Source organism: Nocardioides albidus (assembly GCF_006335005.1).
GTDB lineage: Bacteria > Actinomycetota > Actinomycetes > Propionibacteriales > Nocardioidaceae > Nocardioides > Nocardioides albidus.
In genome coordinates this window covers 34,854-47,618 of the sequence record NZ_VDMP01000027.1, presented here as the reverse complement: position 1 = coordinate 47,618, position 12,765 = coordinate 34,854, and the positions used below count along the sequence as shown (strand labels likewise).

The window sequence follows — 12,765 nt, the reverse complement described above, 5'->3', positions numbered from 1 at the left end:
CAGGCCGGCGTCGAGGGCGAGGCGACGGCCCTCGGAGGTGCCGACCCGGTAGCCGCCGTGGACGGTGGCCGGGTCGAGCAGCCCGACGCTGCGGGCCAGCTCCGGCAGCAGCTCGGCGACGGGCACAGCGCCGGGGAGGACGAGGTCGACACGCCGGGTCCCGGACGTGACGGTCACCCGGACCAGCCCGGACGCGACGGCTGCGCTGGTGCGCGGCGCTTGTGTCATCTGCTCAACCCTTCCCGAGAGCGTGGTGCCTGATCCTAGAAGGCTGCTCTGTCGGAGACAGCAACGGAGGGACCGACCACCGGGGTCGGTCCCTCCGTACCAGCGTGCGATCGGCTCAGGATCAGAACCGGCCCGCGCCGCGCTTGTCGGCGTTGATGTAGTCCTCGTTGGACTGGTAGGTCGTCTTCGAGACGCCGTCCAGGAGGTCGAGGAGCTCCTTCATCGCCCAGTCCCAGGCCTGCTTGGCCTGGTCGTAGGAGAGGCGCTGGTCGCTGTCGGGAGCCCAGGTCTGGATGTACTGGCGGGCGTCGCTCTCGAGCTGGTCGAGGCGGGCGTTCATGTCCTTGGCGGTCTGGTACATCGCGGCAGCAGCCGCCTCGAGCTTGGGGTGGTTGACGCGAAGGCCGTCGAGGCCGTTGGGGTCGGACATCGTTCTCTCCTGGAAAAGTCGTGGGTGAGGGGTGGGGCGTGGACTAGGCGTCGAGCTTGCTGAGGAAGCTGGCCAGGTCGCCGCCGACCGTGCTGTCGGTGTTGGTGTTGTCCGACTCGGTCTCGATGAGCGAGGCCTCGAACTTGTCGAGTGCAGCGGTGACGACCTTGTGCTTCTCGATCCAGGCGTTCTTGACGCTGGCGAAGGCGGTGCCGCCGCCGCCGACCCACGCGGTCCGCAGCTGCTCGAGCTCGCCCTCCATCTCGCCCGACTTCTTCACGAGGTCCTGCTTGGTCTGGGCCACGAGATCGGCGACCTTCTTGAGGGCGCCTTCTCCATGTCCGAACTCCGTTGCCATGTCTTGCTCCTTGGTTGCTGGTTGGCGGGCGGGTGACCCGCCCCTGCGATTCGGATTTCGATCTGGCTCCCCGAGCACCTGCCAAAGAGCCGACGCGTCAGTTGCTACCCCCGGTCGCCGAGGGGCTAAACATCAGCCCGTGACTTCCCACAGGTAGCGGAAGAAGCCGACGGCGACGACGAGGGAGCCGACGGTGAACGCGCCGCACACCGCCTCACCGATCTCCGCGCGCCGCGACCACCACGCCGAGCGCCACCCGCGGCCGACGAAGACCGACGTGAGCACGAGGACCGCGGCCACCGCCACGGCGATCGCGGCCACCACACCCGGCGCCGCCACGGGGTCCTGGACACCGGGGGCGAGACCGAGCAGCACCGCCGCGACGAGGGCGAGCGCGAGCACGCCGGCCAGTCGGAGCATGCGGCTCGCCGCGCGGTGGCGGTAGCTGCGGGCGGCGAAGAGGAGGGTCGCGCCGCCGAACCCGACGAGACAGCGGGCTCCGGTGCGGTCGAGGGGAAGGTCGGCGGTGGCGAGCAGCAAGGGCGCCGAGACGGCCACGACGGCGAGGACGGCCACGGCGGCCGCGGTCACCGCGCGCGCCGCACGGTCGGCAACGGCCTGCACCGCATGCTCGGGCACGACGATGCGCCCGCGCCGGCCCTTGGGCCGCTCACGCGCCGACCATGCGGTCACGGCGAGACGCTCGAGATCGAGGAGATACTGGTCGGGTACGTCGACGACGAGCTCGGGCACGAAGCGGGCGGCCAGCACGGCGGCCAGGAACAGGACGGCCCACACCGCCTGGATCGCGACGCCGGTCAGCGCGCCCAGGCCGGCGACGACGAACCAGCCCGTGCCGACCACCACCCAGACCCGCAGCCCGTCGGCGGCCTCGCTGTCGGGATCGGCGAGGGCGCGGCCCACGCCGGCGGCGACGGCGGCGCACAGGGCGGCGACGCCGCACACCGTCGGGAGGCGCTCGGGCAGCGGGTCCCACGCGATCGCGAAGCCGGCGGCCGCAGCGAACGCCGGGGCGGCGAGGACCCGCTGGGAGCGGAGCACGCCGATCGGGAGGCAGCCGACGAGGGCGGCGGCGAGGAGGACGCCGACCACCGGCCATCGGTCCGCGGCGGGGAGCTGCGCGGCGCACCAGGCGGCGATCACGGCCACGGCGACGGCCAGCGCGAACCAGGCGGCGGAGGCTGCGCCGGCGACGAGGGCGCCGTCGCCCCCCTCTCCGGAGCGGAGCCTGCTGCGCGGCGGCGCCGGGCGCGCGGACGGGTCGACCGCGACGACCACCGAGCCTGCGACCAGACCGAGGTCGCCGACGACGGCGTCGAGCTGGAGGGGCTCCCCCGAGCGCGAGACCAGCGGCAGGAGGACGGAGAGCCCGGCCTCGGCGGAATAGGCCCGCGAGACGTCCTCGAGCGTCGCGGCGACCGGAACGGTCAGGTCGAGCACGCCGCGCGGGCCGTGCACGGTGACCGCGGTGACCGTGCCCGGGGCCGGGCTGCGGGACGTCCCCTTCACCGTGGTGCCTCCCGAGATGACTGGTGGGTCGTGGGTGGGTCGTGGCCGGACCGAGGTTCACGGCCCGGCTCGCAGGGTAGTCCTTCATCCCGTGCGTGCCGAGCCGACCGAGCCTCCGCTTAGGCTGATCGGGGCCGAACCGGCCCGCTCCCTATCATCGGGGAGTCGCATGACCGGGCATCGACGACAGGGGGCGGGAGCGTGACGGTGGGCATCACTCCGGGCGGTGGAGCCGGCACGCATCGGGGCGTGCCGGACCTCTCAGGGGGTCCGGGGTCGGCCGGTCGGCCTCCGGGCCGGCGCGCGGCTCCGCCCGCGAGCGCCCCGGGCAGCCTGACCCAGCGGGGCAGCCGCGGGGAGCGGCCCGAGCTGCCCAGCGGCCAGCTCCAGCTCCAGCCGCCGCCCCAGCTGCAGCCCAACGAGGGCGCCGCCGGCGTGGCGATGAACGCCATCCCGATGCTCGGGAGCCTCGGCTCGATCGTGCTCGTCGCGGGTCTCGGCGGCGCCGGCGGCAACCAGGCGCTGCGCTTCATCGCGGCGGGCATGTTCCTCTTCGCCACCCTCGGCTTCATCGTCGTGCAGATCGACCGGCAGCGGAAGCAGCGCCAGCAGCAGGTCACCGGCTCGCGCACCGAGTACCTCCGCTATCTCGCCACCGTCCGCAAGGTCGCGCGCGACGCGGCCGACCAGCAGCGACGCGCGCTGACCTGGATGCACCCCGCCCCCGCGGCGCTGCCCTCCCTCGCCGAGGACCGCACCCGGGTGTGGGAGCGGGCGTCGAGCGACCCGGCCTTCCTGCAGGTGCGCTACGGCGTGTGCGCCCAGCCCCTGGCCCTCGAGCTCCTCCCGCCCGAGAGCGCCCCGATCGACGAGGTCGACCCCGCCTCGGCGTCCGCGCTGCACCGGCTGCTCGTCGTCCACCGCCTGCAGCCGGACCTGCCCGCCTCGATCGACCTGCGCTCCTTCGACCGGATCGAGGTCTGCGGCGACGAGGAGGAGGCCCGCGCGCTGGCGCGTGCCCTGCTCTGCTCGGCGGCGACCTTCCAGTCGCCGGAGAACCTCCAGATCGGGGTCCTCGCCTCCGACGCGACCCTGGCCCACTGGGACTGGGTGAAGTGGCTTCCGCACGCCCACAGCCAGCACCAGACCGACGCGGTCGGCCCGTCCCGGATGGTGACCACCTCGCTCAGCGACCTGGCCGCGATGCTGCCGCCGGACCTCACCGACCGGCCGCGCTTCGGAGCCGACGAGCGGCCCGCGATCCCCCACATCATCTTGGTGACCGACGGCGGGGAGCTCCCGCCGGGCAACCACCTGGTCCCCTCCGACGGGCTGCACGGCGTGACCGTGATCGACCTTCCGGCCCGGTGGGGCGAGCTCGACAGTCCGACGGCCCTGCGCCTCGAGATCGAGGGGATGGGGCGTACGACGCCGGGCCGGGCGCCCGAGACGGTCCCGATCGTCGCCGTCCGCCTGCGTACCGAGCCGGTCCGCGCGAAGGGCGACCAGTGCGGCGCGGCGACGGCCGAGGCCGTGGCCCGTCGGCTGACGCCGCTGTTCACGCCGTCCGCCGGCGCTGCGGTGGGCGAGGAGTCCGCCGACCTCGCCGCGCCCACGAACTTCATGGACCTCCTCGGTCTCGGCGACGTCCACGCCTTCGATCCCGGCGCGGCGTGGCGGCCCCGGCCCGCCCGCGACCGGCTGCGGGTCCCGATCGGCGTCGGCGACGGCGCCGGTCCGGTCCATCTCGACATCAAGGAGTCCGCCCAGCAGGGCATGGGCCCGCACGGCCTGGTGATCGGCGCGACCGGATCCGGCAAGTCGGAGTTCCTGCGCACCCTGGTCCTCGGCCTGGCGATGACCCACTCCCCCGAGCAGCTCAACATGGTGCTCGTCGACTTCAAGGGTGGCGCGACCTTCGCCGGCATGTCCGAGATGCCGCACGTGTCCGCGGTCATCACCAACCTGGCCCAGGAGCTCACCCTCGTGGACCGCATGCAGGACGCCCTGTCCGGCGAGATGGTGCGCCGCCAGGAGCTGCTGCGCGAGGCCGGCAACTTCGCCTCGATCCGCGACTACGAGAAGGCGCGTACGTCGGGCGACCCGGCCGGCGCCGCCCTGGAGCCGCTCCCCTCGCTGTTCCTCGTCGTGGACGAGTTCTCCGAGATGCTCTCGGCCAAGCCGGAGTTCATCGACCTCTTCGTCGCCATCGGCCGCCTCGGCCGCTCGCTCGGCCTGCACCTGCTGCTCGCCTCGCAGCGCCTCGAGGAGGGCCGGCTGCGGGGGCTCGAGTCGCACCTGTCGTACCGGGTCGGACTGCGCACCTTCAGCGCGCAGGAGTCGCGCGCCGTGCTCGGCGTCCCCGACGCCTACGAGCTGCCGGCGGTGCCCGGTCTGGGCTACCTCAAGCCCGACCCGACGACGATGACCCGGTTCAAGGCGGCGTACGTCTCCGGGCCGCCGGAGACCGGCCGGCGCCGCGTCGTGCGCGACAGCGGCGGCAAGGTGCGCGGCATCCTGCCGTTCACGATCTCCGAGGTGCAGACCTTCGACGAGCCCGAGCAGGAGGCGGCGGAGACGCCCGCACCCCCCGTGCACGAGGGCAGCGCCTCGCTGCTCGACGTCGCGGTCGCGCGGATGGAGGGCCGTGGCCCGGCCGCCCACCAGGTGTGGCTCCCGCCCCTGGACCGTCCCGACACCCTCGACCAGCTCATGGCCGACCTGGCCCCCCATCCCGAGCTCGGTCTCGTGTCGCTGCAGTGGCGCGGCATCGGCGGCATGACCGTTCCGCTCGGCACGGTGGACCGCCCCCGCGAGCAGCGGCGCGACACCCTCACCATCAGCCTGAGCGGCGCGGCCGGTCACGTCGCCGTGGTCGGCGGCCCCCGCAGCGGCAAGAGCACCCTGTTGCGCACGATCGTGACCAGCCTGGCGCTGACCACGACCCCGCTGGAGTCGCAGTTCTACGTCCTCGACTTCGGAGGCGGCACCTTCGCGCCGCTGGTGTCCCTGCCGCACGTCGCGGGCGTCGGCACCCGGTCCGAGCCCGAGGTCGTGCGCCGGATCGTGGCCGAGGTCAAGGTCATCATCGACCGGCGCGAGCGCTACTTCCGCAGCCAGGGCATCGACTCGATCGAGACCTACCGCACGCGCCGCGGACAGGGGCGGGCCGACGACGGGTACGGCGACGTCTTCCTCGTCATCGACGGCTGGGGCACGCTCCGCTCCGACTTCGACGACCTGGAGCTGGAGATCCAGCAGCTCGCCGGACGCGGTCTCACCTTCGGCCTGCACATCGTGACCGCGTCGACCCGGTGGCCCGACTTCCGCGCGGCGATGCGCGACCTGCTCGGCACCCGGCTCGAGCTGCGCCTCGGCGACCCGATCGACTCCGAGATCGACCGCAAGATCGCGGCGCTGGTGCCGGGCAACCGGCCCGGGCGCGGCATCGTGCCGGGCAAGCTGCACTTCCTCGGCGCGCTCCCCCGCGTCGACGGCGAGGGCGCGGCGGAGACGCTCGGCGACGGCGTGGAGGCGATGATCGCCGCCGTCACCGCGGCGTGGCGCGGACCCGCGGGCCCCAAGCTCCGGCTGCTGCCCGACCGGATCACCCTCGACGAGGTGCGCGCCCAGGCCGGGACCCCGCCCCAGCGCCAGCTGCTGCTGGGCGTCAACGAGAAGGAGCTCGCGCCGGTCCCGCTCGACGTCGATGCCGATCCGCACCTGCTGCTCTTCGGTGACGGCAAGTCCGGCAAGACCAACCTGCTGCGCACCTACTGCCAGGAGATCATGCGCACCCGGACCCCTGCCGAGGCGCAGATCCTGCTCGTCGACTACCGCCGCTCGCTGCTGGGCGAGGTGCCGGAGGACTACCTCCTCAACTACCTCACGTCCGCGACCCAGGCCCAGCCCGCGCTCAACGACCTCGCGACGTACCTCCAGAACCGGATCCCCGGCCCGGACGTCACGCCGGACCAGTTGCGCAACCGGTCGTGGTGGAAGGGCGCCGAGGTGTTCGTCGTGGTCGACGACTACGACCTCGTCGCGACCCAGCAGAGCTCGCCGGTCGCGCTCCTGCAGCCGCTGATGGCCCAGGCCCGCGACGTCGGCCTCCACATCGCCGTCGCGCGCCGCTCCGGCGGCGCGTCGCGGGCGCTCTACGAGCCGGTCATCCAGTCGATGCGCGACCTGGCCATGCCCGGCATCCTGCTCGCCGGCAGCCGCGACGAGGGGGCCCTCATCGGCAACCTCAGGCCCGGACCGGCGCAGCCGGGCCGCGGCAAGATGCTCACCCGCGACCGCGGCTCCGAGGTCGTCCAGCTCGCCTGGACCGACCCGTCGACTCCGACCCGCGGCGGGCTGGTCGGCGGGCTGGTCGGCGGGCAGGTCGGGGCGCGGGGCGGCGATGAGGGCGGCCAGGGCGGTCGTGACCGGGACGGCGAGGACCAGGCCGACCGAGGTGACCAGAGTGCGCACGACCTCCTCCGCCAGCTGCTCGGTCGAGATCAGGTCGAGCAGCGGGCGGTCGTAGACGCGCAGCAGCATCAACAGGATCAGCGCGGTGCCGACGTAGGCGAAGACGATCGTGTAGATCGTCGAGGCGATGTGGTCGCGGCCGATCCGCATCGCGCTGGCGAAGACCTCGGTGCGCGACGCGCGGGGCGTGGCGGCGCGCAGCTCCCAGACCGCGGACGCCTGGGTGATGGTGACGTCGTTGAGCACGCCGAGGCCGGCGATGACGAGGGCGCAGCCGAGCAGGGCCTGGAAGTCGAGGGCTCCGAAGCTGGCGAGGATCGCGCCGCCCTCGTCGCTGATGCCGGTCAGCCGGGCGTCGCCGATGGCGAGGACCCCGATGCCGGCGGTCAGCACGATCCCCAGCAGGGTGCCCGCGAGCGCGGTGCTGGTGCGCAGCGAGAACCCGTGGGTGGTGTAGAGGACGACGAACATGATCGCGGAGGCGCTGGTCAGCGCGACCCCGATGCCCGACGCGCCGTCGAGCAGCGCGGGCAGCATCCACCACCACACCACCGCCCCGCCGAAGGCCAGGCCGACCAGGCCGAGCAGCCCGCGCAGGCGAGCGACCGCGAGGACCACCACCACGAACAGCACCGTGAGCCAGACCAGGGTGCCGTAGCGCTCGGTGGCGAAGTAGGAGTACGACGGGCTCTGGTCCTCCGCGTCCGCGGGGGGCGGGGTGCGCAGCAGCTCGACGTGGTCGCCCGGGACGAGACCCGACTCCACGACCTCCGGGGGTACGTCGAGCCGGACCGCCTCGCCGTCCACCTTGACGGTCAGCGTGGAGCAGCCCGAGCCGTCGGGGAAGCCGTTCGCCGACGGGCAGCGCTCGGCGACCGACACCACCTCCGCGGTCGGGAAGGTCACGCCCGGCGCCGCGAACTGCGCGGCCGCGCCGCCCGCCTCGGCGCTGCGCTTGGCGGCGTCCGCGGGCGGCCACCAGATCGCGAGCCCGGCCAGCGTGCCGACCAGCGCGAGGGCGAGCCCGGCCAGCAGCAGGTTGCGGGCCGTCGTACCGATGCGGACGGGGGCGAGATCACCGCCCGCCCCAGCGTGCCCGTGCGTGTGCCCGTGCGTGTGCCCGTGACCGGATCCGTGTGCGTGCCTCTCGCGGCGGTGGCTGCTCACCCGATCAACCCTGCCATGGTCACCGGCGATATGAGAATCGTTGTCAACTACTCTGGCGGCGTGAGCAGCACCGTCCCCGTGACCGCCCTGACCGGGCATCTCGGAGCCGGTAAGACGACCCTGCTCAACCGGCTGCTGCGCCGGCCCGGCGCCCGGATCGGCGTCATCGTCAACGACTTCGGGGCGATCAACGTCGACGCCGGGCTGGTCACCGGGCAGGTGGACGAGCCGGTCTCGATCCCGGGCGGCTGCCTGTGCTGCCTCGAGGACGTGTCCGGCCTGGACGCGGCCCTCGAGCGGCTGACCCACCCGCGCCTGGCCCTCGACGCCGTGGTCGTGGAGGCGAGCGGGCTCGCGGAGCCGGGCGCCCTGGCGCAGATGATCCGCCGCAGCGCGGCGCCGCGGGTCCGGCCCGGGGGCGTCGTCGACGTGGTCGACGCCGTCGAGTACTTCCGCACCGTCGATGACGGCGGGATGCCCCCGGCGCGGTTCTCGGTGGCGACCCTGGTCGTCCTCAACAAGGTCGACCTGCTGCCGTCCGCGCAGCGCGAGGAGACGCTCGCGGCGATCGAGGCGCGGGTGCGTGCGGTCAGCCCGGCGGCCCACGTGGTGCGCACCTCCCGCGGCCGGATCGACCCGGCGCTGGTCCACGACGTCGCCCTGGCGGCGGACCCGCCCGACCAGCTCCCCCTGGCCTCCCTGCTGCGCGCCGAGCGCGCCGCCGCCGAGCCCGCCGAGCCCGACGAGCCCGCCGGTCACCACGGCCCGCACGCCGCGTCGGCCTCGGTCCGGGTCGCGGGCCCGGTCGCGCCCGGCGCCGTCGTCGATCTGCTGCTCGACCCGCCGGCCGCGGCGTACCGGATGAAGGGGACGGTGGTCGTCGGGACGCCGCGCGGCCCGAGGGCGTACGTCGTGCACGTGGTCGGCACCCAGGTCCACGTGTCCGCCCTGCGGGCGGCGCCGGAGCACAGCGAGCTGGTGGCGATCGGGATCGGTCTGGACGCCGACGCGGCGCGGCGCCGGCTCGAGGCCGCGCTCACGCCCGCGCCGGAGGCCGAGCCCGACCGCGAGGGGCTGCGCCGACTCGAGCGGCTGCGGCGCCTCAGCCGCTGACGCCGGGGCCCGTCCTCAGCGTGGTGGCCAGGGCAGAGCCTCCTGCTAGATTGAGAACGATTATCGTTCTAGTTCAAGGAGTACCATGCGCATTCCCGTCGTCCTGCTGTCCGGCGTCGACCCCGACGCCATGGCCGCGACCATGGTCGGGCTGCAGTTCGACCTGCCGTCGACGGTGGCCTGTCGCCATCACATCGACGTCGAGCGCGGGATGCTGACCCGCACGGTGAGCGACCTGACGGGCGTGGTCGAGACGCACGAGACCCTGCTCGAGCACGCCTGCGTGAGCTGCGCGATCCGCGAGGACATCCTCCCCACGCTCGAGCGGCTGGCGCGCGACGGACGGTGGCGCAGCATCGTCGCCCACCTCCCGGTCGGCGCGGAGCCGGCCCACCTGTGCGCGGCCCTCGACCGCGACACCCGGCTCGCCCGCCACCTGCGGGTCTCGGCCGCCGTGACCGCCCTCAGCGCCCGTCGTCCGGTGCGCGACCTGCTCGGCGACGACCTGCTCGCGGAGCGTGGCCATCACTGCGCGCGCGACGACCGGCGCGGCGTCGGCGAGGTGCTGGCCGCCATGGTGGAGCACGCCGACGTGGTGGCGTTCGACGACGCGGCGGAGCCGGTCGCGCGCGGACTCGTCCGCACCCTCGCCCGCCCCGACGCCGCCGTCCTCGACGGGGTGCACTCCCTCGGTGGCGAGGTCCTGCTCGGCCGCCTCCACCAGCACGAGCGGACCCTCGCCTGGTCCAGCCCGGTGCGCACCGACGCGCTGGGCGAGGTGCGCGCGGACGGCGTGTGGCGCGTCGACCTGCAGTCGCTGCAGCCCTTCCACCCCGACCGCCTCCTCGAGTCCCTCGAGGCGCTCGGCTCCGGCGCGCACCGCTCCCGCGGCTGCTTCTGGCTCCCCACCCGGCCCGGCCGGGCCCTGGCCTGGGACGGAGCGGGCGGACAGCTCAGCATCGGCGACCACGCGTCCTGGGGATCACGGCGCGCCTTCACCCGGATCGTGCTGACCGGCGTCGGCACGGCTCCCGCGCACCTGCGTCCCGCCTTCGAGCATCTGCTGCTCGGTCCCGGCGAGGAGGTGCCCCGCGGCGAGGACGGCCTCGAGCCCTGGCTCGGCCCGATCCGCGACGCGGCGTAGCAGCTCAGCGACCGCGGCGGACATCTCGGTGATCCGAGCTCAGCCTGCATCCACCGATTCCCGCTGCTGCGCGCCACCAGATGGAGCGTCGCCTGCGTTGCCGACGCTCGACAGACGCCCAGTCTGGCTTCGCGCCGACGCCTTGGCGCCGCACCCATCTGGTGACGCTCGCGACGCGGCAAATCGGTGGATGCAGGCTCAGCTCTCGTCGAGGCGGGCGAGCACGGTCGTGGCGAACCGGCCGAGGCTGCGGACCTGCTCCGCGCTGAGCCCGTCGAAGAACAGCTGGCGGACGAGGGCGACGTGGCCGGGGGCGGCGGCCTCGATCGCGGCCTGGCCGGTCTCGGTGAGCTCGACGAAGGCACCCCGGCGGTCGTCGGCGCAGTGGCGGCGCCGGACCAGGCCGCGGGCCTCCATCCGGGAGACCTGCTTGGAGACGCGACTCTTCTCCCACTGCAGGCGCTCGCCGAGCTCGTACATGCGCAGCGACCGGCCCGGGACGTCGGGGTCGGTGAGGGCGACGAGGATCTCGTAGTCGGCGATCGACAGCCCGCTGGAGGCCTGGAGCTCCCGGTTGAGCCGGGCGGACAGCTGCGCGTTGAGGTCGATCCAGGCCCGCCAGGCCTGGGCCTCCTCGTCGTCGAGCCAGCGCGTCGTACTCATCGGTACCATCGTAGCCCGACTGGTTGACGCATCCACGACCGTGCGGGGGCGCAGGAAGCTCGACGACGGCTGTGACGGACTCCACTCGTCCCGCGGGCCGAGCCGATTACCCACGCCCCACGTCGGCGGGCCTACGATCGAGCGGCTTTTGTCGACTGCTATAGGGGAATTCGTTGAGCGTCATCGAGGAAAAGTTCGACCGCTGGAAGCACCACGAAGAGCTGGCTGAGGCGATGATCCCGATCATCGGCAAGCTGCACCGCGAGAAGGACGTCACGATCCTCCTGCACAGCCGCTCGCTGGTGAACAAGTCGGTCATCGACATCCTCAAGACGCACCGCTACGCGCGCCAGATCGACGGGGTCGAGCTGTCGGTCGCCGACACCTTCCCCTTCCTCGAGGCGATCGCCGCGCTCGACCTCGGCGCCGCGAAGGTCGACCTCGCGCTGCTGATCCGGGCCCACCGCGCGGCGGGCGGCTCGCAGCCGGTCGCCGAGTTCACCGCCGAGGCGCTCGCCGACGCCACCGGGGACAACAAGCCCGCGGCGCCCTCAGCCCAGGACGTCGTCCTCTACGGGTTCGGCCGGATCGGCCGCCTCGTCGCGCGCCTGCTCATCGAGAAGTCGGGCTCGGGCAACGGCCTGCGCCTGCGGGCCGTGGTGGTCCGCAAGGGCAAGGGCGACGACCTCAAGAAGCGCGCCTCCCTCCTGCGCCGCGACTCGATCCACGGTGCCTTCAAGGGGTCGATCACGGTCGACGAGGAGAAGAGCCTGATCATCGCCAACGGCAACGTCATCCAGGTGATCTACTCGAACTCCCCCGAGGAGGTCGACTACACCGAGTACGGCATCGACAACGCCATCCTCATCGACAACACCGGGATCTGGCGCGACCGCGAGGGTCTGTCGAACCACCTGCGCCCCGGCATCGCGAAGGTGCTGCTGACCGCGCCGGGCAAGGGCGACGTGCCCAACATCGTGCACGGCGTCAACCACCTCGACGTCGACCTCGACGAGAAGATCCTCTCCTGCGCCTCCTGCACGACGAACGCGATCGTCCCCCCGCTCAAGGCGATGGACGACGAGTTCGGCATCAGCCGCGGCCACGTCGAGACGGTGCACTCCTTCACCAACGACCAGAACCTCCTCGACAACTACCACAAGGCCGACCGCCGCGGCCGCTCCGCGCCGCTCAACCTGGTCATCACCGAGACCGGCGCCGCCTCCGCCGTCGCCAAGGTCCTCCCGGACCTCGACGCGAAGATCACGGGCAACTCGATCCGCGTCCCCACCCCGGACGTGTCGATCGCGATCCTGAGCCTGCAGCTCAAGCGCGAGACCACCCGCGACGAGGTCAACGCCTACCTGCGCAGCGCCTCGCTCGCCGGTCCGCTGGCCCGCAGCCTGGACTACACGACCGCCTCCGACGCCGTGTCCACCGACTTCATCGGCGCCCGCGCGGCGTCCATCGTCGACGGCGGCGCGTCGATCGTCGACGGCGACTCCGCCATCCTCTACGTCTGGTACGACAACGAGTTCGGCTACTCCTGCCAGGTGCTGCGCACCGTGCAGTACATCTCCGGCGTCGAGTACCCGACGCTGCCGCGCGGCTGACGCGGCGCCGGCTCCACCGGCCTCTGTGTGCGCCGGTCCCGGA

At 73.3% G+C, this 12,765-nt stretch carries 8 protein-coding genes and 2 pseudogenes; 4 read left to right on the top strand and 6 right to left on the bottom strand.

Going from position 1 to position 12,765, the window contains the following annotated elements; genetic code table 11:
* The 4 genes from FHP29_RS22925 to FHP29_RS18610 all read right to left on the bottom strand — a co-directional run.
* On the bottom strand, positions 1-228 hold a 228-nt coding region (locus FHP29_RS22925), incomplete at its 3' end, for an EsaB/YukD family protein (RefSeq protein ID WP_240044596.1).
* A gap of 121 nt (positions 229-349) precedes the next feature.
* The gene (locus FHP29_RS18620) at positions 350-658 is read right to left on the bottom strand and encodes a WXG100 family type VII secretion target (protein ID WP_139624387.1); all 309 of its coding nucleotides are present in this window, start codon (positions 656-658) and stop codon (positions 350-352) included.
* A gap of 43 nt (positions 659-701) precedes the next feature.
* Positions 702-1,016, bottom strand: a complete 315-nt coding sequence (locus tag FHP29_RS18615) for a WXG100 family type VII secretion target (RefSeq protein WP_139624386.1) — start codon at positions 1,014-1,016, stop codon at positions 702-704.
* 132 nt (positions 1,017-1,148) lie between these two features.
* Positions 1,149-2,546 (bottom strand): hypothetical protein, encoded by a 1,398-nt coding sequence (locus FHP29_RS18610; RefSeq protein WP_139624385.1) that lies wholly within the window; start codon positions 2,544-2,546, stop codon positions 1,149-1,151.
* 441 nt (positions 2,547-2,987) lie between these two features.
* On the opposite strand from FHP29_RS18610, the pseudogene eccCa reads away from it, so the two are divergent.
* A pseudogene (gene eccCa / locus FHP29_RS18605) lies at positions 2,988-6,860 on the top strand (type VII secretion protein EccCa); the annotation flags it as partial.
* Positions 6,861-7,016: 156 nt separating this feature from the next.
* On the opposite strand, the pseudogene FHP29_RS18600 reads toward eccCa, so the two are convergent.
* Positions 7,017-8,288 (bottom strand): annotated as a pseudogene (locus FHP29_RS18600) (YibE/F family protein); the annotation flags it as partial.
* Between FHP29_RS18600 and FHP29_RS23155 the strand changes: the two are divergent.
* Entirely contained in the window at positions 8,205-9,302 is a 1,098-nt protein-coding gene (locus FHP29_RS23155) for a CobW family GTP-binding protein (RefSeq protein ID WP_338036853.1), read from the top strand. The pseudogene FHP29_RS18600 and the gene FHP29_RS23155 overlap by 84 nt on opposite strands.
* Before the next feature lie 85 nt (positions 9,303-9,387).
* A complete protein-coding gene (locus FHP29_RS18590; RefSeq protein WP_139624384.1) occupies positions 9,388-10,446 on the top strand; it encodes a CobW family GTP-binding protein in 1,059 nt (352 codons plus the stop codon).
* Positions 10,447-10,644: 198 nt separating this feature from the next.
* Here FHP29_RS18590 and FHP29_RS18585 read toward each other — a convergent pair whose 3' ends face one another.
* Positions 10,645-11,109: a MarR family winged helix-turn-helix transcriptional regulator gene (locus tag FHP29_RS18585; protein WP_139624383.1), complete on the bottom strand. Its 465-nt coding sequence runs from the start codon at positions 11,107-11,109 to the stop codon at positions 10,645-10,647.
* Positions 11,110-11,282: 173 nt separating this feature from the next.
* Here FHP29_RS18585 and FHP29_RS18580 point away from each other — a divergent pair, with 173 nt between their 5' ends.
* Positions 11,283-12,722 carry a glyceraldehyde-3-phosphate dehydrogenase gene (locus FHP29_RS18580; RefSeq protein WP_139624382.1) on the top strand — a complete coding sequence of 480 codons (1,440 nt, stop codon included), beginning with the start codon at positions 11,283-11,285 and terminating at the stop codon, positions 12,720-12,722.
* Positions 12,723-12,765 lie beyond the last annotated feature (43 nt).